This window comes from Limibacterium fermenti (assembly GCF_041902845.1).
In the GTDB taxonomy this organism is placed as follows: Bacteria; Bacteroidota; Bacteroidia; order Bacteroidales; family Dysgonomonadaceae; genus Limibacterium; species Limibacterium fermenti.
On sequence record NZ_CP159486.1, the window covers coordinates 71,883 to 93,259 of the forward strand.

The window sequence follows — 21,377 nt, forward strand, 5'->3', positions numbered from 1 at the left end:
TGTTTGCAATTACCGTCATGTTCGATATTGAAAATTGCCGGTCATTTTTAGTAGAAATATGGATAAAAGTATGAATTTACAGAAGCAAGAAAAAACAGTTTTGAAAATCATCCCCGTGATGCTGGCGTTTTTCGCCATGGGATTCGTCGATTTGGTCGGTATCGCGACGAATTATGTAAAGGCCGACTTCGACTTATCCGATACGGTGGCAAACCTTTTTCCGTCGATGGTCTTCTTCTGGTTCCTCATCTTTTCCGTCCCTACGGGGATGTTGATGAACCGCATCGGGCGCCGCAAAACGGTGCTGTTAAGTCTAGCCGTCACGGTGGCGGCGTTACTGATTCCCGTTTTGAACTACTCGTTTGTGTCGATGCTCCTCTCATTTTCTTTGCTGGGCATCGGAAACACCTTGATGCAAGTGTCTATCAATCCGTTATTGTCCAACATCATTAAAGGCGACAAGCTGGCAAGCTCGCTGACCCTCGGACAGTTCGTAAAGGCCATCGCCTCCTTCATCGCACCGTTTATCGCGGCATGGGCGGCGGCAAATTTAGGCGACTGGAAATACCTCTTCCCCATATTTATGGTTGTGGCCGTACTGGCAACTCTTTTACTGGGCTTTACACACATAAAAGAAGAAGACATGGCGGCAGGCAGAACCTCTTCGACATTCTTGCAATGTTTCTCGTTATTGGGCGATAAGGTCATATTGCTCTCTTTTCTGGGGATTATGTGTCATGTGGGGATAGACGTGGGGGTAAATGTGACCGCCCCCAAAATATTAATGGAGCGCTTGGACATGCCGCTTGCCGATGCGGGCTTTGCCACGAGCCTCTACTTCCTGTTCCGTACAATAGGATGCTTCACGGGAGCTTTCGTATTGGCGCGTTTCTCCTCAAAGAAGTTCTTTGCCGTCAGTGTCGTGCTGATGGTCCTTTCGATGGCCGGGTTATTGATTTTCGACAGCCTGACGCTTATTTATATTTCCATTGCCTTGGTCGGATTGGGTAATTCGAATATTTTCCCCATCATTTTGTCGAAGGCGATGTTATACAAACCCGAAAAGAAGAATGAAGTATCGGCATTGATGATAATGGGACTTTTCGGAGGAACCGTTTTCCCGTTGCTGATGGGCGTCGTGACTGATGCCATGTCCTCGCAAACAGGGGCGTTAATCGTATTGAGTGTAGGTGTGGTTTATCTGATATTTCTTTCGTTCAAATTGAAAGAAGATAACTCCTAAAAAAACGAATTTAATTTTGTGATTTTTAATCGATTATATGGATAAAATAATAGTAGGTCTCGGGGAAATACTTTGGGATGTATTCCCCGAGCGTAAAATATTGGGCGGAGCGCCGGCTAATTTCGCTTATCATGTTTCTCAATTCGGATTTAACGGGTATGCGCTCAGCGCTATCGGAAACGACTTGCTGGGGAAGGAAGTTCTCCGTTCTTTGGAAGAGAAGAACCTGAATTATCTTATCGAGACGACCGATTATCCGACGGGCACCGTACAAGTGACTCTCTCGGATAAAGGGGTTCCGGAATATGAAATCTGCGAAAATGTCGCATGGGATAATATTCCGTTTACCAACCGCACCGAAAATCTGGCAAAAAACACTTCGGCGGTATGTTTCGGCTCTTTGGCGCAACGCAGCACAAAATCGCGCGAAACCATCCGGAAGTTCCTGAAGACGGTTCCGTCCGGCTGCTTGAAAATCTTCGATATCAATCTGCGCCAACAATTTTATACGAAGAGTGTGGTTGAAGAGTCGTTGCAATTGGCCAATGTGTTGAAAATAAATGACGATGAGATAAAAATCATCGGCGAGTTATTCGATTGGGAGTCGTTCAATGAGCAGGAGATAGGGCGTAAATTATTAACGCAATACGATTTTGAAATCGTGATCCTCACCAAAGGTACCGAAGGCAGTTTTGTTTTTGACCCCGAAGGCGTTTCGTACTGTCCCACGCCTCAAGTGGCTGTGGCCGATACGGTGGGGGCGGGCGATTCGTTCACGGCCGCGTTTGTAGCCGCCTATCTGCACGGAAAGCCCATTGCCGAAGCGCATCAGTTGGCCGTCGAAGTGTCGGCTTATGTCTGTCGGCAACATGGTGCGATGCCCAAACTGGCCGATGCGCACACCGAATTGTTTCGCAAAATGCCTTAGGTATCTCAAGCATCCGCTGCATCGCCGCAAGCAGTCGGTGTTCTGTTTGAAAAGGCCGCTGCAAGGATATAAAAGGCCGGTGCAGGACTGAAATATACCGGTGAACGACTAAAAGATACCATTGCACGACCTAAAGATGCCAATGCACGACCTAAAGATGCCAATGAAGCATCCAAAGCTGCCATTGAGGCAGCTTGAGATGTCATTGCATGACCTAAAGCTGTCAATGTTTCATCTAAAACTGCCATTGAGGCAGTTTCAAACGTCATTGAATCACCGTAAACTGCCATTGAGGCAGTCGCAATCATCAATGAAGCAGTCGCAGCCATTGTCGAACCACCGAAGAATACCCGTTCATTTTGCCCTAAGGGCAGTGAATGGGTACCTTTTTTATATTTCTTATCACGAGTGTAAGGTTCTATACATTTTCGGGCTTATTCCATATTTCCGTTTAAAAGCATTCGTAAAATGCGAGGGATATTCATACCCGCATCCGTCTGCAATTTCAGCAATCGGTTTGTCGGTATCGAGCAACATCTTACGGGCCAACTCCATTTTATATTCAAACAAACACTCATATACCGTTTGATTGAATACCTCTTTAAATCCCGATTTCAGCTTATAATCGTTAATACCGACTTTTCTCGACAGCTCTATGATGGTGGGAGGCGTTTTAAACTCAGAGAGTAATATCCTTCGAGCCTCGTGTATTTTATCGATATCCCTTTTTCGTTTGCAACACCACTGGTTGCACAGGCTTCGTTCCGGATATTCTTCTTGATAAAGCAACAAAGTCAATAACTCCAGCACTTTAGCTTCTACGTACATCTCCGCGATGTTTCCCATGAGTTGCGCATTCTTAATTTGTGAAATTACAGCATTCATGTGGCAGGAAGTCGCATGTCGTTCTTTCCCGTTAAATTCCCAAAAGTTCCCTTTTTGATATCGCCTGTACAAACCGGTCAGCAAGTCGGGGTATCTATTCGTTAGTTTCTCAAGATAACGGTCTTCTATCCCGATTTCAAATGACGAATAAAGGGCGCTTTTTCGATATGAAGCGCTACCGGACAGGAATTGCGGAATAGCCCACATATAATTTTCCCCTCCTTTTTGGTTGATGGTTTTATTTTGGGCGCTATATTGCAAAATCCCCTGCTGCATAAATTGTAAATTCAGAACGGAGTTTAAAGAGTATTCCATTTCTACCGCGATATCTCTATTGAAGAGGCTTTGCCACTCTTGAATTCTAAACCCGTCGAATAAGGCGACCTTGTGCGAATGGAAGCCCAACTGTTCATCCGTTTTGAAATCATGGGAAGTCCGGAACAATTTATCGCAGTGGACTATTTGTCCCGATGCGGCAAGCTCGAACAGGTCATTCCCCGTAACTCTTATCGTATTATCTGTCATCTTTTTCTTCTTCTTACAAAACAAAAGTAAAGATATCGATTTTATCCGTCAGATTTAATTTTTACTCCCGAATATTTAAGTTCCAAAGGAAGTCTTCGAGCTACCTTTGTCTCCGTTTACAGGTAATGATAATTAAAAGAGTCAGATGAGAAGGACGGTCTTTATCCTTGTGTGTTTTCTGCTTGCATGCCTATACGCGGAAGCGCAGCAAACAACCAGACTTAACGGAAAAGTGACAGACAAAAGCAACGGGCATCCCCTTGTTGGGGCGGATGTTTACATTCAAACGCTGCAAAAGGGAACCGCCAGCGCTGCAAATGGAACGTATTCCCTCGAAATTCCGGACGGAATATACGAAATTTCTATTTCTTATGTCGGATATAAAACGCAAAAGAAGCGGATTCAACTCAACGGTAAAGAGCGATACCTGAATGTCCAACTCACGGCAATATCGGAACATCTGAATGAAGTGACAATTATCGGCAAATCCAAAACACAGGCGCTTCGGGAAAATGCAATGCCTGTTTCCGTAATAAATATGGAGCAATTGCAAGGTATGGTGGGGAATATAAGCGATATTTTGTCGAAAACGTCCGGAATGCAAGTCCGCATGTCCGGTGCGGCAGGCAGTAACGCACGCCTTTCGGTGCGCGGGCTGGAGGGAAAAAGAATCGGCTACTTCATGGACGACCTGGCAATGAACGACAACAATGAATTTCTGGATATCAACGATATTCCCATCGACTTTATCGAGCGCATCGAAATTTATAAAGGCATTGTTCCGGCCCGGCTCGGCGGAAGTTCCATAGGCGGAGCCGTGAATTTCGTTATGAAAGAGTTTCCGGCCCGGTATGCAGATGCCAGCTATTCGTTCGGTTCTTTCAACACCCACAAGGCGAATTTCACTTTCCGGCGCAACAAAAATGGATACAAAGCCGGCATCGGAGGTTACTATACGTTTGCCGACAATGATTATGAAATGGAACTCTCGCTACAGCCCGGCCGTTACATCCGGCGAGACCACGACGGTTTTGAGAAACTGACTGTCGGCGGGTCGTTCACGTCCACCCGCTGGTGGTTCGATGAAGTCGAGTTGGAAGGGATTTATATTACTTCTAAAAAGGAAATCCAGGGTATCGAATATAATATTCAACAAGCCGGAAACCACAGCCGGGTGTGGGTCTTGAACAATCATATCGAGAAAAGAGATTTCCTTCTTGAGGGGCTGAATCTGGATATCAACAATGCCGTGACGTATTCTTTATATGAATTCAGGGATACCGCGATGACGCGCTACGATTGGGATGGGACGCCTTACGCGCCCGTCAGCGCTTATGGTGGCGAAATCAAAGGATACGACACCCGCAATAAAGCTGTCAACACGTTTCAACGCACCAATTTAGAATACTCCATCGACAAACGGCACCGTATAAACTTCAGTTCGCAGTACCGGTTTGTCCGGGGTGTCCCTAACGATTCGTTACGCGACAAGATTGTCGGCTATCAAACTGCATTCAATAGTACGATGCACAATTGGGTTACCGGGCTTTCTTACGAATACAATACCGATAACCAAAAAATAACCAATGTATTCACGGGCCGGTTTTACTATTATAAGATGCAAACCAAATTGATTCCCGCTTTTGCCGTCATAAAAGATACGCCCGAAGATATTACGAACGAAAAAAGCGATTTCGGCATCAGCGAGGCTATCCGTTATCGACTGACGGACCAATCCCTGATAAAAGCATCGGCGGCCTATGACGTCCGATTGCCTTCCGGCGAAGAACTAGTGGGCGACGGTTTTCTGATAGAACCCGCCGGCAACCTGAATCCCGAACGGAATGCCAGTTTTAACGCCGGTTTTATGTATGATAGCCGTTACAACGGACGCAACCGGTTCCAGTGGGAGATAAATGGGTTTATGATGTTTCTGAAAGATATGATTCGGCTTACGGGCGGGTCTTTACAATCCAAGTACGAAAACTTCGGTCAGATGCGGACGTTGGGCGTTGAACTGGAAACGAAGTGGGATGCCACCCCATGGTTGTACTTATGGGGAAACTTGACTTATCAGGATTTGCGCGACACACGCAAGTACCAACCCGGCTCTATGGTTGCCAATCCGACAAAAGGCGACCGCATACCCAACATCCCCTATTTCTTTACCAATATTGGGGCGGAGTTGCATCGCGAAAATTTCTTCGGGGGCAAAGGACAAAATACCCGTTTATTCGTTGACTGTTCATTTGTGGAAGAATACTTTTACAACTTTGAACAAAGTATTCATCAGGAACGGCGTATTCCGCGTGCAGAGACCGTTAATGCCGGTCTGGAACATAGTTTTCGCGACCGCACTATCTTCTTGAAGTTTCAAATGAATAACGTAACCGACAAGCAAGTCTTTTCCGAATTCAATCGTCCTTTACCGGGACGCAACTTTTCTGTAAAACTTCGATATATATGGAAGTAATATAAATCAATCATTTTTTAATAATAAGAAGAATATGAACAATAAATTGAGTTTTTTATCCCTGGTCATTTTGCTTGCTGTTTTGACTGCATGCCATAAGGATGACCCCACGCCGAATCCTGAAAATACCCGTAATATTTTATTTTCGGTACGTATCCCCGACGCTTCGGGAATGTCGGGGAGTGTGTACACGCTGCTCATCGATAACATCGACGCAGCCACTTACGATAATAAAACAGCGATCCCCACGGCATACGCCACGCCGCCCGTCATAATAGACGATTACGTGTTCGACCTCCCCGGTTTGACCACCGAGACCGATATCATCAAAAAATATGTCCGTGTGAACGGCCAGCTTGTCTTCGAAAAATCCTTCACTTGTCCGGCCGGTTCAGGTGCTATTTCATTGGTGACGAAAGGCGACAAGGCGTATGTTGCCTTGCGCGGATTGGGATTGATTTTGATTCTGAATCACAAGACAATGGCGGAAATCGGGCGGATAGACCTGTCGGAGTATGGCGTAGGAGACCGCAACCCCGACCCTGCCATGATGCTTATTCGTGACAATTTACTCTATGTCGGGCTAAACCAAATTGTAGGTGGAATGACGCCTGATCCCAAACGCGCCAAATCCGACGTGGTAATTATCGACACAAATACGGATGCTGTACAGAAGATGATTACCGACGAACGGGGATATTCCATGCCGACCAATATCATGGGCGACATTCAGTCTATCTTTATGGATGAAAACAAAGATATTTACATTAATTGCATGGCCGGCCTCGGTTATATCGGGCACAAAGGAGGACTGCTTCGTATTAAAGCAGGTGAAACGGTTTTCGATAATAGTTATGAGTTTTGCGTAACCGACAAAACGATCGAAGGAATAGATTATCCCCTGGATTGTCTGCGCGACATGGTATACACGGGCAACGGAAAACTCTATGCTTGCGCGAGTGTCAGCGGTTACTATAGCCCCACACCCGATTATTCGGCCGACCGGGTCGTCGTGTCTCTTGAAATTGATATTAAAAACAAGACCGTCAAAAAATTGGATATTCCCCGGGGAAATATCTTTGCCACGGCAGTAGGGCGGTATGGCGACAATATCCTGTTTGGTCTTGCCACGCAAACAGGCAACGGGTTTTACACGTATAATCAAAAGACGAAAGCCATTAGTGAGTCGCCGGTGATAAACACCGCCGGATTCCCTTTTTGCTTTAAGGTCTTTAAGGACTAATCCGTTTGCCGGTATTGGATAGAATTAATGAACAACCGTTCACGGGGAGGTGCTGCCTGTCAACGGTTGTTCCTTTTAGGATAGTCTCACCTTAGAAGGCTTGCGCCACCTCGTCGATCATGGCGTTGACGGACGTGATTCCGCCTCCGGCCAGATACCACATCTCGGGATTCAGATAGAATATCTTTCCGTTTTTGTAGGCATTGGTTTGGCGGACAAGCTGGTTTTCCACCTCGCTCTTATCCAGGCGGTCGTTAGCCACCACCGCGCTGCGGTCTACGATAAAGAGGATGTCGGGATTGACTTTGCCGATGAACTCGCTCGATATGGGATTGCCGTGAATGTGCGTTCCCAATCCTTCGGCGGCTTCGGGCACGCCCAGCACATCGTGGATGATGCCGAAGCGGGAGCCGCTGCCGTAAGCGCTGAAACGTCCTTTGTTATGCAACACGATGAGCGCTTTCTCGTTCGATGCGGCGACCTTTTGGCGTACCGTGTCGATTTTCGCCCGGATATCGGCGTATGCCGTCTCCACATCGTCCTGCCGCTCGAAAATCTTTCCAAGATCGTCGAGATTACGCTCGAAAGCCGTCAGGAAATCGCCGGCATCATACACCGACGGGTAAATCACGGGGGCGATTTTGGACAAGTCGTCGTAAAAATCCCTGAGCCGCCCGCCGAGGATGATCAGGTCGGGTTGCACTTCGTTGATTTTCTCCAGATTAATTTCCACAATGCTGCCTGCATCGGCGATCGACGCGTCGTCTTTATACCGGCTCAAATGGCTCGGTATTCCCGATTTGGGAACAGCGACCGGTTTGATGCCCAGATAATCGAGGTTTTCGAGCGCCGAGAAGTCCAGCACCACCACCCGTTGCGGATTTACGGGCACCTCCACCGTATCCAGAGTATGTACGATCGTAACGGTTTGCCCTTCGGCGCCCGCTCTTTTTTGCTGTCCCCCGCCGCACGAAGCAAAGGCGACAGCCAATATAACGAAATAAACAGTTGTTCTCATAATTCTTTAGTTATAATGAATAGTCTCCAGTCGAATGTCTGTCGAACGTCTTTAGACTTCATTTGCCATTTGTAATTAGTCATTTGTAATTAGTCATTAGTAATTTGTAATTAGTCATTTGTCATTTACCATTTGTCCCTCAATTAAAGTAATTGCATATTTTTTTGTCGTTGAACTCTATGATCGAAATCGGTATTCCGAAGATATCTTCCAACACCCGTTCGTTCATTATGCGCTCGGTCGTGTCGTAGTAGCGCACCTTTCCGTCTTTCAGCGCAAGGATATAATCGGAATAATGCGACGCAAAATTGATATCGTGCAGCACAATGATAATCGTCTTGCCGAGCTCGTTTGCCAGTCTCCGCAGGGTTTTCATTATCTGCACCGAATGTTTCATGTCGAGATTATTCAGCGGCTCGTCGAGCAGCAGATAGTCGGTATCCTGCGCCACCACCATAGCCATGTAGGCCCGCTGCTTTTGTCCGCCGCTCAACTCGTCGATATACATGTTCTCGATATCTTGTAAGTCAAGAAACCGGATGGCCGTATCGACTTTCTGCCGGTCGTGAGCGGTCAGGTTGTCTTGCGAATAGGGAAAACGTCCGAACGACACCAGTTCCCTCACCGTCAACTTCAGCCGGACATGATTGGATTGCTTGAGGATGGAAAGCCGCTGCGACAACACGTTGTTTTTGTACGCATGAATATCTTTTTCGTCCACCCTTACCACGCCCTTGTCCTGAGCCAGCAGGCGGCTGATCACCGACAGCAACGTGCTTTTGCCCGCCCCGTTACTGCCGATAAGCGAGGTGATTTTCCCTTTTGGAAATTGCACGTCGATGCCGTCGAGCACCACTTTTTTTCCGAATTGCTTCGATAGTTCTTTTACTTCAATCATATTTTGCGAACACGTAAGAGTAAATACATAAAATAAAGCCCGCCCGCAAAGTTGATGATGGCGCTTACGGGAATGGATAAATTGAACAGGCGTTCCATCACGAACTGTCCGCCCAGTAGCGTAATGCCCGTGACGAGGCAGCACGCCGTAATCAGGGCGCGGTGGCGGTATGTCCTGAACAGCTCGTAAGTGAGATTGGTCACCAGCAGTCCCAGAAAGGTAATGGGGCCGATGAGCGCCGTCGACACCGATACCAGTACGGCGATAAGCGCCAGGAATAGCTGCACCATGCGGTTGTAGTTCAGTCCCAGATTGATGGCCTGATCGCGTCCTAATGCCAGCACATCGAGGTAGCGGGCCAATCGCATGCCGATATAGAGCGTTACGAGCATGATGACGGAGGCGATCCCGAGCAGGTTGCGGTTGATTTTATTGAACGACGCGAACATCTTCCCTTGCACAATGAAAAAATCGTTGGGATCGATGAGCAGTTGCATAAACGAACTGAGACTGTTGAACAAAATGCCTGTCACCACTCCTACTAACAGCAGCAGGTAGAGATTGTCTTTTCCTCGCTTATAAATGAGCAGGTAAAGCAGGAAGGCGAAACCGACCATGCCGATGATTGATATCGCAAAATTGCCCCAATCGCTCAGTACGCGGTAGGTGTTATCGCCGTAGACAAACACCACGATGGTTTGGATGAGCAGGTACACCGACTCGAAACCCATGATCGACGGCGTGAGGATGCGGTTGTGGGTGATGGTTTGAAAAGCCACCGACGAGTAGGCCACGCAACATGCCACAACCAGTATGGCGAGTACTTTTACATAGCGCAGGTTGAGGGCGAACTGCCAACTGCCGCCCATTTGCCAGAACAGGTATAACGCAATCACCGCGACCAGCGCCCCGGCGGCTATCCACAATTTTGCCTTGTCGCCCGTCACTTTTTCCATAAGATGAATGCTAAAAAGATGATCGCGCCAAGAATGCTGACCGTCACCCCGATGGGTATTTCATACGGATAGACGGCCACACGCCCCAGAATATCGCACAGTAAAAGGAAAATGCTTCCGCACAATGCCACATACGGCAGTGTTTTCTTTAAATTGTCGCCAAACAGCAAGCTCACGACATTCGGGACGATCAGCCCCAGGAAGGGAATCACCCCGGCCGTGATGACCACCGCACTGACGGTGAGCGACACGCAAAACAATCCGATATTCATTATCGCAGGGTAGTTCAACCCCAGGTTCTTCGAAAAATCTTCGCCCATCCCGATGACCGTGAATTTGTTGGCGTAGAAATACGTGAGCAGCGTGGCGGGCAGGCTCAGGTAAATCAATTCGTAACGGCCTTGCAGCACGCCCGAGAAATCGCCCATCATCCAGGCATTCGTGTCTTGCACGATATTCAGCTTCACGGCAAAGAACGTCGAGATCGACCCGATGATGCCGCCGAATATCAAGCCGACCAACGGCACGAAAATCACGTTGCGGAACCGTATTTTCCGGACAATCGTCAAAAAGACGATGCTGGCTCCGAAAGTAAAGGCAAAGGCGAACAGCATCTTCCACAAGGTCCCTGCCGAGGGCAAAAGAATCATGAATGCCAGCAGCCCCATCTTCGCTGCTTCCAGGGTTCCGGCAGTCGTAGGGGCTACAAACTTGTTTTGCGTCATTTGCTGCATCACCACTCCCGAGATGCTCATGCCCGCACCGGCCAATAAAAGCGCCATCGTGCGGGGGATGCGGCTGATGGATACCAACGACCATGCTTCCGGATGCCCGCTTAATAAATCGGACAGCGTGATGTCCGCCACCCCTATAAACAACGAAGCCGCCGCACAGACACCTAAAACAAGTATGAATATAATTATTTTCAAAATAATTTCAACAAACAGAGACAAAAGACCCCTTAATCGTGTGGGTTCTGCCCGCGCAAAGTTGGAATTTGCACCTTTCAGAAACCGAAAGGCAAAGATAAACGAGTATTAGGTTTTCAGCAATACCTAAAAGTAGGTATTCTTTCGGCCTTTTTGAGATCGTTACTCCCCGAAAGTAGGTATTCTTTACAGGTTATAAACCTATTAAATCCGCCAGATTGATATTCAATGTCCCAAATAAGCTGATACCTTTCTGCGGCAACTGCAAAGAACTATCCGATGCTTTGTCCTTAAAGTTGAACAAATTGTCAACACCGCAATTCAAAGTGATGCCTCTCGGTAAAGTCATCCCGACATTGAGCGTGCACATGGTGCGCGCATCATACGTGACCCACTGGTATGCACCGGAAGTGAGAAACGAATAGGTATCCAGTTTGGAAGTCCATTGCCCGTTGAGGGAGAAATGGGTCCCGATTTTACCGAATTTGCGTGCATACAGGGCATTAAAGGTAATGCTATGAGGACGGACATCCGAGGTATTCCTTCCATTCACTTCCTGATAATCATCCACATAAGCATACGATCCGGTTACCGTCAGTCCGAAGTCCATCCGCATTTGCAGGATCGCTTCTACACCCGTTGTCTTCGCGTTTTCCGCATTCACATATTGCATGTCTTGTGAGCCGTCCCCTAATGAGGCATACGCAATTTTGTTCTTGAAACGGTTATGATAACCGGAGACGGAAAAGTTCAATCCATTTTTCGTAAACTCCGCCGACAAAGTGTATTGGTTGCTCGTTTCAGGTTTCAGATCCGGATTCCCATAGAGCATCAGAATACCCAATCCTCCCATATCATACTCCTGATACAATTCCTTCAACGAAGGAGAACGGAACCCCTGGGAATATCCGGCACGTAGGGTGACTGTTTCCCAAGGACGATACATCGCAGAGATTTTAGGGGTCACATGTAAATGGTAGACATGATGATAATCTCCCCGTAGGCTGGCAATGACATTCAGTCGCGGAGTAATTTTCCAGTCTTCCTGCAGATAGGCGGAGTAGGTTTCAACGCTGGCATCGGCGCTGTCCTTTATCATATAGTGTTTCAGGTATTCGAAGTTGCCTTCTATCCCCCCACTCAGGGTATGCGAGCCGAAAGTTCCGGCGTAATCCGCCCGTGCCGTCTGTGTCCGGTTACGATAATCCGTACGGGTGAACCCGGCCACAAAATAATCCTTATCCTTCTTATAAGTATCGTGTATATAGGATACGCTTAGCTGCTGGTTTTCATCTATCAGGTATTTCATTTTTCCACTCACTGTATAGTCGATGAAAAAATCCTGGTATTTATTACTCCCCCGGATATCACGCTTATTATGATAGAATGTGCCTTTGAGGTCAGCGCTCAATTTATCGGTAAACGCGTACCCGAACTTTTGGGATGCATCCCATATCTCATATCCGTAAACCGTCGTCGTACTGGCGTTCGCCTTCTCTTCAATCGTTGTTCCGTCAGGGTCGACGGTGGTCGTCGCTTTGCCTTCGGAATCGCCTATGGTATAAGCATCCCGCGTACGGTAAGTGACACTTGACAGGGACGAAAATTTATTTTGTTTTGTTCCGGCGGAAACGGTGTATCTTTGTCCGTTGGTTCCGGCATAGCGTATACTTGCATTGCCCGTAAACGGACGGGCGGCATTCTTGGTGATGATATTGATCACGCCACCCAACGCATTCGATCCGTACACCGCGGACTGCGACCCCCTTATAACCTCAACACGTTCGATATCATCCATATTGAAACGAGTAAAGTCTACATTATGGTCGGCTCCTTCGCCACTGACTCGCTCGCCGTCAATAAGGAATAATAGATACTCGCCTTCCATCCCTTGATATTTAATCTCGGGTAACTGGCTCATGGAGTTATAGACAATCTGTAATCCCGGAAGCTCATATTGCAAGAGCGTTTCTATGCTCATCGGGTTTAGGGCCTGGATATCTTTCTGCGAAATAATGCGCGTCAGAACCGGCTCATCCTTCAACGGCCGCTCGATCCGCGCACCGGTCACAACAATCTCATTCAATTCATTCGGTGCCGGCTGCAATTGAATTCGGGGCGATAAATCCGGTTTTGTCTTCAGGTTTACGCTCATTTCCACAGGTTGATATCCCGTAAAAGAAATACGTAAAACCTGCTCCTTGTCGTCACGCAGTTGGATAGAGAATTCTCCTTTCGCATTGGTACCGGCGCCAATAGTCGTTCCAACAGCCAACACAGACGCACCGGGAAGCGGTTCGCCATTTTCATCGACCACGATCCCTTTTACTGTCCGACGGTCCGCATCATGGTCGTTTTCGGCAAAAACGGTGACCATAGTCACCGTTAACAGCAGAAAGATTATAGTCCATGTTCTTTTCATGCCCTATCGTTATTTCACGTACTCGTAAGCGAAAGTCACATGGCCCGTTGTTCCTTCGGCATTGCTATGGTCTGTGAATTTCAGTTTAGCATAACTACCGTCTGCAAATTTTACGACATAAACCTTACCGGACAAGGTGTAAACAAAAGCTCCCATAGAACCGCTTCTTGTGACCCAATTGCCGAGGACTTCATTGAGAGTACCCGATGAAGCATAACCCACATTGCCCGACATCATTTTGGACAAATCGGTAATCACTTTACTATCGGTCGTTATCTCTACATCGGTCGTATAACCTGAAGAAGGGATGGTCGTAAGATCGGACAGTGCCGTTGCCGAAGTTTCAACAGCGCCTCCTTTATTTGTTTTCACATTAAAACGATGAATGGCAATATGCCAGTCTATTGTAATATCCGACTCTTTCGCCTGAGCTTCGGCATAAGTCTTGTCGCCTGCATAATACCACTTACTGTAATCCTTCACCACTTGGGTGGCGCCCGTTTCTAAATTAATGTAAGTCCAATCGGAATAACTTGTCGCATCAATAGTTTTCTCATCTTCAGTTATTTTTGGTGTCGGTTCATCATCATCACCACACGCTACTGCACAAAGGGCGATAACCGCCATTACCAGATATTTTTTCATTTTCTCTGTATTTTAATTTAATTAATTGTAGAATAAATAGAAATACAAAGTTATAGGGATAGGGGAAAGATTGCAATCCTCATTTATAATGATTTTTCAGGCTAAATATACTTATTTATGAGGATGACATGTTAACAAACAAAAGGATGCAACCCCTTAAGATTGCATCCTTTCTTTGATTGGGAAAAACGAGATGTTATTTTTTTTCTTCTACAGCCTTTTTCGGCAACATAATCACCGTAGCTTCATTTCCTTGCGAAAGGAAGGTTTTGGCGAATTCCTGCACGTGCTGGGGTGTAATTGTATTGAGAATCGTCAGATAATCGCTGTGGCGATCTTGTCCGTAGAAATATTTACTCTGCAATTGTCCCAGCCAATAACCGTTTTCTTTATTGTCTTCGTCATATTTTTTTACCATGTGTTCTTTTACTTTGGTAAAATCTTCCTGACGCGGGCCTTGTTCCGCCACCGCTTTCAATTCTTTTTCAACAATCTCGTTGAGATGATTTGCTTTATCGGGATCGGTATCGAAACTGATTTCCAGCAACGTTTGTCCTTCCGGATACCGGGCAATCGATCCGTTGGTGCCGACACCGTAAGTGCCTCCTTCGTCTTCGCGAACCTTTTCGGTGTAAACGATACGAAGGATTTGCTCGAACATGCTCATCAGAATACTATTCTTCAGGTTGAATTCGGTCTTGCCGCTGTAGACGTTGTAAACCGATCCTTTCGGATTTTGCATTTCCCGTTCGAAAGACGATTTCTGACGGCCTTTTGTCACATCCAGCGGCACTTGAATAAACGTGTTCTGTGCGTACTTTCCTTTCAGAGATCCTAAATACTGAAGAATAACCGGCTTAACGGCGTCTTCATCGATATTGCCGACGAAAGAGAACACGAAGCTCCCGGGATTGACGAAACTTTGTTTGTACATCTCCATGATGCGCGGGTAGTCTATTTTCTTCAAATCTTCCGCTTTCATTCGTTTTGTAATCGGGTTATCGCCGTAGATTGTTTTTAGGATGGAATCCTGAAAAGCCACCGACGGTTCCGCTTCGATATTTTTCATTTGTATTTCAGCGCGTTGCAGAAATGACGCAAACGCTTCCTGATCGGTGCGGGGCGCCGTGAAGTAAAGATATACGAGCTGAAGCATCGTTTCAAAGTCTTTGATAGACGAAGAGCCTGCGAAGCCCTGCGTCGTCATCGATATAATCGGGCGTGCCGAAGCGGTTTTGCCCGCCAGCACTTTGGGCAGTTCGGTGGTGCTGAAATTTCCCACGCCGCCCAGCGTCATCACTTGACCGGCCATTTTGGCGTTCACCGGATCTTGAACCACATATTGCGAAGTGCCGCCGTAACTGAATGCCATCATGCGGATTTCATCGTCTTTAAAATCGGTGTCTTTCAAGACGACCGTCACTCCGTTCGATAGTTTCCAAACGGTTGTGCCGAAAGCCTCGTCTTTCTTCACCTCGGCAATTGTTCCCGGAGCAGGCGGTTCGGCGATTAACGGTTCATCGGATACTTCTTCGGCATACGGTTCTATCTCTTCCGCCTTCACCGAAGCCAACGCGCCCAGTAACTCGTCCTTGCCCGGATAGGTCAGTCCTTCTTTCTCGGGGCCGGTCACGGCTACGACGATATTCTTTTCACCGATCAGTTGTTGAATGGTTTGATTGATGGCCTCGACCGGTATTTGGGGCGCGACTGACTGTAATAGTTGATATTCGTATTCGATGCCGGGGATTGGCTCGCCGTCGGTAAAGCTACGGACATATTCTTCGGCATAAGCGTTGTTTTTTTGTTTGTCGCGATTGTTATACGCGTTTTCCACACTTTGTAACAAATTGGTCCGCGCACGTTCATATTCCGATGCCGTAAAACCATGCTTCTTCACCCGTTCCGTTTCGCGTACGATAGCGGCCAACGCCTCGTCCACCTTATCTTCGGCCGATCCGGCGACTACCGTCCAGGCATCTTTGGTTTTGGCGACGAAGTAATCGGAATTGTATGCCTGTGCAAATGTAAAGGGGGCATTCGGCTTTTGGGTGATTTCGTTAAAACGATCATTGAACATGATCGCCGCCACATTGGTGACATAATTCATCATGTAACCGGCCTGTGTATTCAGCATTTCGCGGGGAACGGCATCGTGTTTGTAAAACAAGCGGATCAGCGTATTGCGTGCTTCCTTGTCGGTCGCTATGGCTACGATGGGTTCGTCGTTGTCGGGAACAGGGAAATAGACTCTTTCTGCCCGGTTCTCGTCGAGTTTGATTCCCGAAAAGAGGTTTTTTACTTTCTTCTCGGTTTCATCAACATTGACGTCTCCTACAATGATGATCCCCTGCAAGTCGGGGCGGTACCACTTGTGGTAATAAGCGCGGATTTCTTCCGGCTTGAAGTTGTTGATTACGTCGATGCTGCCGATGGGCATGCGGTTGGCGTATTTGCTGCCGGGATATAACGCCGGCAACAATTTATCCGTTAATCGTTGTTGCGATCCGCCGCGTGTGCGCCACTCTTCGCGGATGACGCCGCGTTCCTTATCGAGTTCTTCCTCTTCGAGGGCGATGCCGCACGACCAATCGTACAGAACCAGAATACACGAGTCGACCAGATTCTTATTGTCAGCCGGGACATTGCTGATATAGTATACGGTCTGGTCGAAAGACGTATAGGCGTTGATGTTGCCGCCGAATTGTATGCCGTTGTCTTGAAGATAATTCAGCATGCTTTTTCCGGGGAAGTGCGTGGTGCCGTTAAACGCCATGTGCTCGAGGAAATGGGCCAGTCCGGCTTGAGGATCTTCCTCTTGCATCGATCCTACATTTTGAGCGATATAGAAGTCGACTCTGTTTTCAGGCGTTTTGTTCTGCCGGATATAGTAGGTCAAGCCGTTTTCCAGCTTTCCGGTCCTCACTGCCGGATCGGTCGGTAAAACCGGATTTTGTTGCGCCATCAAGCAAACGCTTGCCATCAGGAGCAATAATGATAATACTCTTTTCATCTGTTTATTGTCTTGTAATTTACGAATTATTGATTTACTAAAAGAATGAAGTTCAGATCCGTTCAAGGACTATTTTCATCAAGTCTTCGATGGAACCGGTATAATCGGTATTCGACTCCAAAGCTACCCGGTTGGCGATGATGGCGCAAACCGTCATGGCTTTGTGTCCCATCAAACGGCTGAGTCCCGCAATGGCGGAGCTCTCCATTTCGTAATTGGTTACCTGGTGGTCATTGTACCGGAAAGAGGCGATGCGCGTGTTCAGATCCGGATCGGCCAACGGCAATCGTACATACCGTCCTTGCGGCCCATAAAACCCGATAGCTGAAATGGTCACGCCGCGGATCATATCATGCCCGATGCGATCGACTAACTCTTCATCCGCATCGACAACGTAGGGCGAGCAGTGATAGGGCGACCAATGGACATGCTTTTGAAAAGCTTCTTCGAATTCTTCGTCTCGGAACTTTTTCGAGTCGGCATAGTAATGGATAAGGCCGTCGAAGCCGATGGACTTTTCCGACACCACATACGAGCCTACGGGGCAATGCGGTTGCAATCCCCCCGATGTGCCTACACGTACCATGGTGAGTTGTTTGAATTCGGGTTTGACGGTGCGCGTTTCGAAATCGATATTGGCCAAGGCATCGAGTTCCGTTACGACGATATCGATATTATCGGTTCCGATACCATGCGAAACGAGCGAAATGCGCTTGCCCTTATACGTACCGGTGATAGTATGGAATTCGCGGCTCTGCACATCACACTCCACAGTGTCTAAAAACGAAGCCGCCAGGGTAACCCGCCCTGGATCTCCCATCATCACGATCTTGTCCGATAGCTGTTCGGGACGAAGATGAAGATGAAAGGCGCTCCCATCGGGATTGATAATGAGTTCTGACTCCGGTATGATTCTCATAATTATTTGTTTGTGATAGTTCCTTGTGATTTAGCGTCGGCTCCTCCTTGCGGCTTGGCAATGGCGTCGCGCATGTCGGTATCGGCTTTTATATTCTGAAGACGATAATAATCCATGATGCCGAAGTTGCCGTTGCGGAATGCTTCGGCCATGGCGATAGGTATTTCGGCTTCCGCCTCGATCACTTTCGCCCGGGCTTCCTGCGCTTTGGCCTTCATTTCCTGCTCCAACGCAATGGCCATGGCGCGGCGTTCTTCGGCACGGGCTTGCGCAATGTTTTTGTCAGCTTGCGCCTGATCCATTTGCAGCACGGCGCCGATGTTCTTGCCGATATCGATATCGGCAATATCGATGGATAATATTTCGAAAGCGGTTCCGGCATCCAACCCTTTTTTTAACACGAGTTTGGAGATCGAATCGGGATTCTCCAGCACCGATTTATGCGATGCGGCGGAACCGATAGATGACACGATACCTTCTCCCACACGGGCGAGAATGGTTTCTTCGCCCGCACCGCCCACTAATTGTTTGATATTGGCGCGTACGGTTACCCTCGCTTTCGCGATCAATTGGATTCCGTCGATGGCTACAGCCGTAACGGGCGGCGTGTCGATCACTTTCGGATTCACCGACATTTGCACGGCTTCCAATACGTCGCGTCCTGCGAGGTCGATAGCGGTACCCATTTGGAACGATAAGTCGATATTGGCTTTCGAAGCCGATACCAGTGCGTGCACGACTTTTTCGACGTGCCCGCCTGCCAGATAATGCGCTTCGAGGTTGTCGCGGGTGATATTTTTCAATCCCGCTTTATGGGCTTCGATCATCGCATACACGATGGTGTGCGGCGGTACACGACGCAACCGCATCAGAAAGAGTTGAACCAACGATATGTTGACGCCTGCCGAGAGGGCATTGATCCAAAGAAAAAACGGCACGTAATGAAAGAATATCAATACGAATATGACAATGACTGCGATAATAAGAATTAAACCGAATGACATAGGCTTTTATTATAAGTATGAATTATGATGTATGAATTATGAATTATGATGTATGATGTATGAATTATAAATTTTCTTGACTCTTTGTTCTTCTCACCAGCACATTATAGGTATCGACTTTAACGACTTCGATTTCGGTGTCTTCCTCGATAAATTCGCCGTCGAACGACTTTCCTTCGACAATTACTTCTCGGATTATCACCTTGCCGATAGGATTCAGTCTCGACATCGTAACCCCTATATCGCCTTTTTGGATTTGCTTCAGGTCGCTGTTGTCGACCGTTTCTTTAATATCGGTATTTAAAGCGATGCGCCGTAGCGATTTCGATTTGACTAAGCCGACAAATGCAATGCCTAACACGAGTAACGATGTCGCTAACGTGATATTTCCCGATGTACTGCCGAGAAAGAGATAGGCATAGACGATGCCGCCGATCAGAAAAATTCCGCCGGCCGCTCCGGCAATACTGATTCCCGGCAATAAAAAGATCTCAATCAGCAGAAAGAGAATACCTAATGCGACTACGGTAATTACGATGATAACATTAAAAGTCATAAGCGTTTGTGTGCAAGAGTTTATTGATAAGTTGTCCGGATTTCTTCGTTGCGGGCCTGAACTTCCAATTGGGCTATTTCCTGGCGAATGGATTCCGTTTCTTTTTCCAAAGCAAGAATCGACGAGCGTACCGTTCCGCTTTCATTCCCGTTCGCAAACTGATCACGCCGAGCCGATAACTCGTCTTGCAAGCGTTTCTGCTCTTGTTTCAGTTGTATCGCTTTCGAGAGAAGCGCTCGTGCCGAAGCGTTTTTAAAGTCCTCCAACCGATGATAGGTTACGGCATCGTTAATCACAAAAGAAAAATCGGACTTCTGTCCTTGTCCTTGCTCGGCCGTGTTTTGTTCTTTCGCTTTTGCCCTCAACGACGCATAATCGACACCCTCTTTCCAGGTGTCCGCGATAGAAGTGATTTTAGCCCGTTGCGACACATACGCCTCATCGTCACTCTCCACAAGTTTCACTTCCTTTAGAGGAACGAATGTGTAAATGCATACCGAATCGGGAGACTGGAAGCGGTCGGTGGCAAACCATCCGATTTCTTTCTCCTCATCGATCGCCATCATATAATCGTTGAACGGCGAATTGAAGGGTACATTCAATTGATTGGGATTCAGATACGAATCCGATGCTGTGTTATAGCGCGTGATATATAAGTCATATCCCCCCAATGACTCATGTCCGGTGGAAGCGAAATAGAGCGTCACCCCGTCGGGCATGACAAACGGATACGCTTGATTGCCATCGGCATTGACCGAAGCCGGCAATTTTTTTTCATTGCCAAAAGAGTTCAGCAGCTTTTCCATCGAATACAAATCGTAACCGGTCGAGTCGTTTCCCGCCGCATAATAGACTTTGTCTTGCCGTTCGTTCATATACAATGTTTGCCCGCCGTCGGGCGAAGCGTCTTTGAAAAAATCCTTCATCGGCATGATGGAGCCCGACGAAGCGCTTAAGTAGTAGGCCGATAAAAAATCACGTTTGGGAACCATAAGGCTGTCTATGACCGGAATATCTTCCGTGCGGCGGACGGCGCGTCTTAACTTATCCGCATATTCGATTTTTTCTTCCAGAAGAGCAATCGCTTCGTTGTTGCGGCGTTGGGCGCGCCGATATTTCTCGAACTCCTTCTCAGCCTCTTCAAAACGATAGGTCTTTGCGTATAAGTCTCCCAAATAAAGAGATGCGTCGGTACGCTTTTTTTGCGCTGCAAAGGCGAGGTGTTTTTCGGCCGACAGCAAGTCGCCTGTTTTAAAAAGGCTTATGCCGAGCCATTCATTCAACGAAGCATCATTCGGGGCATTTTCGTATTCGGCTTTAAAAACCGGCAGAGCCTCTGCATAACGGCCTTCCTGATACAGGCTTTTTGCGTCGTCAAATGTTTGTCCTTTCAAACCAATGCAAAAGGAGCATAAAACGATAATAAAGAAAAAGCGAAAGATTTTCATATTTGCTGCTAATTTCTATCGTTCAAAGGTAGTAATAAAGTTTAAAATTTATCCCCAAAACCCGACAATATCTTTGAAGAATATGTTTTTAAGCAGGTTTTCATCGAAGTATTCTCCTCAATCCGTCTCTTTCGTTCTTTTTACCGGCCAGGCCGACAAAGGAGGAATATGCATTTTATCCTTTCTATTGAAATATTATTTTTTACCTTTACGCGAGAAAACGGTTTAAATTTGTTATAAATAAGACGGAATGGCGTGTTCGCACGGATATC

Annotated in this window: 17 protein-coding genes; 4 read left to right on the plus strand and 13 right to left on the minus strand. The window is 47.2% G+C overall.

The annotated features are described in order from the left end of the window. Positions 1–70 precede the first annotated feature (70 nt). Both ABNK31_RS00305 and ABNK31_RS00310 read left to right on the plus strand, forming a co-directional pair. Positions 71–1,243: an MFS transporter gene (locus ABNK31_RS00305; RefSeq protein ID WP_418893792.1), complete on the plus strand. Its 1,173-nt coding sequence runs from the start codon at positions 71–73 to the stop codon at positions 1,241–1,243. Between the two features lie 37 nt (positions 1,244–1,280). Further along, on the plus strand, positions 1,281–2,171 hold the full coding sequence (locus ABNK31_RS00310) for a carbohydrate kinase family protein (RefSeq protein ID WP_418893793.1): 891 nt from the start codon (positions 1,281–1,283) through the stop codon (positions 2,169–2,171). 5 nt (positions 2,172–2,176) lie between these two features. Here the strand turns inward: ABNK31_RS00310 and ABNK31_RS00315 are convergent, their stop codons facing one another. Continuing rightward, complete coding sequence (locus ABNK31_RS00315; RefSeq protein ID WP_418893794.1) at positions 2,177–2,500, minus strand: hypothetical protein; 324 nt, start codon at positions 2,498–2,500, stop codon at positions 2,177–2,179. Between the two features lie 73 nt (positions 2,501–2,573). Further along, positions 2,574–3,581 carry a helix-turn-helix domain-containing protein gene (locus tag ABNK31_RS00320; protein ID WP_418893795.1) on the minus strand — a complete coding sequence of 336 codons (1,008 nt, stop codon included), beginning with the start codon at positions 3,579–3,581 and terminating at the stop codon, positions 2,574–2,576. Between the two features lie 145 nt (positions 3,582–3,726). On the opposite strand from ABNK31_RS00320, the gene ABNK31_RS00325 reads away from it, so the two are divergent. After that, positions 3,727–6,054 (plus strand): TonB-dependent receptor, encoded by a 2,328-nt coding sequence (locus tag ABNK31_RS00325; RefSeq protein WP_418893796.1) that lies wholly within the window; start codon positions 3,727–3,729, stop codon positions 6,052–6,054. Between the two features lie 34 nt (positions 6,055–6,088). Further along, positions 6,089–7,297 (plus strand): hypothetical protein, encoded by a 1,209-nt coding sequence (locus ABNK31_RS00330; RefSeq protein ID WP_418893797.1) that lies wholly within the window; start codon positions 6,089–6,091, stop codon positions 7,295–7,297. A gap of 91 nt (positions 7,298–7,388) precedes the next feature. On the opposite strand, the gene ABNK31_RS00335 is transcribed toward ABNK31_RS00330, so the two are convergent. From ABNK31_RS00335 to ABNK31_RS00385, 11 genes are all read right to left on the minus strand, one after another. Continuing rightward, positions 7,389–8,315 carry a siderophore ABC transporter substrate-binding protein gene (locus ABNK31_RS00335; protein WP_321579429.1) on the minus strand — a complete coding sequence of 309 codons (927 nt, stop codon included), beginning with the start codon at positions 8,313–8,315 and terminating at the stop codon, positions 7,389–7,391. Between the two features lie 139 nt (positions 8,316–8,454). Continuing rightward, positions 8,455–9,213, minus strand: a complete 759-nt coding sequence (locus ABNK31_RS00340) for an ABC transporter ATP-binding protein (protein WP_321578945.1) — start codon at positions 9,211–9,213, stop codon at positions 8,455–8,457. Next, positions 9,210–10,169 (minus strand): iron chelate uptake ABC transporter family permease subunit, encoded by a 960-nt coding sequence (locus ABNK31_RS00345; RefSeq protein ID WP_418893798.1) that lies wholly within the window; start codon positions 10,167–10,169, stop codon positions 9,210–9,212. The genes ABNK31_RS00340 and ABNK31_RS00345 overlap by 4 nt, the downstream gene beginning before the upstream one ends. Beyond that, on the minus strand, positions 10,157–11,098 hold the full coding sequence (locus ABNK31_RS00350) for an ABC transporter permease (protein WP_321578944.1): 942 nt from the start codon (positions 11,096–11,098) through the stop codon (positions 10,157–10,159). The genes ABNK31_RS00345 and ABNK31_RS00350 overlap by 13 nt, the downstream gene beginning before the upstream one ends. Before the next feature lie 193 nt (positions 11,099–11,291). Continuing rightward, positions 11,292–13,520: a TonB-dependent receptor gene (locus ABNK31_RS00355; RefSeq protein ID WP_418893799.1), complete on the minus strand. Its 2,229-nt coding sequence runs from the start codon at positions 13,518–13,520 to the stop codon at positions 11,292–11,294. 9 nt (positions 13,521–13,529) lie between these two features. Next, the gene (locus ABNK31_RS00360) at positions 13,530–14,165 is read right to left on the minus strand and encodes an HmuY family protein (RefSeq protein ID WP_418893800.1); all 636 of its coding nucleotides are present in this window, start codon (positions 14,163–14,165) and stop codon (positions 13,530–13,532) included. A gap of 196 nt (positions 14,166–14,361) precedes the next feature. Further along, positions 14,362–17,178: a M16 family metallopeptidase gene (locus tag ABNK31_RS00365; RefSeq protein WP_418893801.1), complete on the minus strand. Its 2,817-nt coding sequence runs from the start codon at positions 17,176–17,178 to the stop codon at positions 14,362–14,364. A 52-nt stretch (positions 17,179–17,230) separates the two neighbouring features. Further along, positions 17,231–18,097, minus strand: coding sequence for a nucleoside phosphorylase (locus ABNK31_RS00370; RefSeq protein ID WP_418893802.1), 867 nt, complete (start codon positions 18,095–18,097; stop codon positions 17,231–17,233). Between the two features lie 2 nt (positions 18,098–18,099). Next, positions 18,100–19,101: a flotillin-like protein FloA gene (gene floA / locus ABNK31_RS00375; protein ID WP_418893803.1), complete on the minus strand. Its 1,002-nt coding sequence runs from the start codon at positions 19,099–19,101 to the stop codon at positions 18,100–18,102. A gap of 64 nt (positions 19,102–19,165) precedes the next feature. Beyond that, a complete protein-coding gene (locus ABNK31_RS00380; protein WP_418893804.1) occupies positions 19,166–19,657 on the minus strand; it encodes a hypothetical protein in 492 nt (163 codons plus the stop codon). A gap of 20 nt (positions 19,658–19,677) precedes the next feature. Continuing rightward, positions 19,678–21,105, minus strand: coding sequence for a tetratricopeptide repeat protein (locus tag ABNK31_RS00385; RefSeq protein ID WP_418893805.1), 1,428 nt, complete (start codon positions 21,103–21,105; stop codon positions 19,678–19,680). Positions 21,106–21,377 lie beyond the last annotated feature (272 nt).

What these genes read in the sequence shown, in the direction of transcription:
- ABNK31_RS00305 (WP_418893792.1), top strand. Translation starts at nt 71, where the DNA reads ATGAATTTACAGAAGCAAGAAAAAACAGTTTTGAAAATCATCCCCGTG.
- ABNK31_RS00310 (WP_418893793.1), top strand. Translation starts at nt 1,281, where the DNA reads ATGGATAAAATAATAGTAGGTCTCGGGGAAATACTTTGGGATGTATTC.
- ABNK31_RS00315 (WP_418893794.1), bottom strand. Translation starts at nt 2,500, where the DNA reads ATGGCTGCGACTGCTTCATTGATGATTGCGACTGCCTCAATGGCAGTT.
- ABNK31_RS00320 (WP_418893795.1), bottom strand. Translation starts at nt 3,581, where the DNA reads ATGACAGATAATACGATAAGAGTTACGGGGAATGACCTGTTCGAGCTT.
- ABNK31_RS00325 (WP_418893796.1), top strand. Translation starts at nt 3,727, where the DNA reads ATGAGAAGGACGGTCTTTATCCTTGTGTGTTTTCTGCTTGCATGCCTA.
- ABNK31_RS00330 (WP_418893797.1), top strand. Translation starts at nt 6,089, where the DNA reads ATGAACAATAAATTGAGTTTTTTATCCCTGGTCATTTTGCTTGCTGTT.
- ABNK31_RS00335 (WP_321579429.1), bottom strand. Translation starts at nt 8,315, where the DNA reads ATGAGAACAACTGTTTATTTCGTTATATTGGCTGTCGCCTTTGCTTCG.
- ABNK31_RS00340 (WP_321578945.1), bottom strand. Translation starts at nt 9,213, where the DNA reads ATGATTGAAGTAAAAGAACTATCGAAGCAATTCGGAAAAAAAGTGGTG.
- ABNK31_RS00345 (WP_418893798.1), bottom strand. Translation starts at nt 10,169, where the DNA reads ATGGAAAAAGTGACGGGCGACAAGGCAAAATTGTGGATAGCCGCCGGG.
- ABNK31_RS00355 (WP_418893799.1), bottom strand. Translation starts at nt 13,520, where the DNA reads ATGAAAAGAACATGGACTATAATCTTTCTGCTGTTAACGGTGACTATG.
- ABNK31_RS00360 (WP_418893800.1), bottom strand. Translation starts at nt 14,165, where the DNA reads ATGAAAAAATATCTGGTAATGGCGGTTATCGCCCTTTGTGCAGTAGCG.
- ABNK31_RS00365 (WP_418893801.1), bottom strand. Translation starts at nt 17,178, where the DNA reads ATGAAAAGAGTATTATCATTATTGCTCCTGATGGCAAGCGTTTGCTTG.
- ABNK31_RS00370 (WP_418893802.1), bottom strand. Translation starts at nt 18,097, where the DNA reads ATGAGAATCATACCGGAGTCAGAACTCATTATCAATCCCGATGGGAGC.
- floA (WP_418893803.1), bottom strand. Translation starts at nt 19,101, where the DNA reads ATGTCATTCGGTTTAATTCTTATTATCGCAGTCATTGTCATATTCGTA.
- ABNK31_RS00380 (WP_418893804.1), bottom strand. Translation starts at nt 19,657, where the DNA reads ATGACTTTTAATGTTATCATCGTAATTACCGTAGTCGCATTAGGTATT.
- ABNK31_RS00385 (WP_418893805.1), bottom strand. Translation starts at nt 21,105, where the DNA reads ATGAAAATCTTTCGCTTTTTCTTTATTATCGTTTTATGCTCCTTTTGC.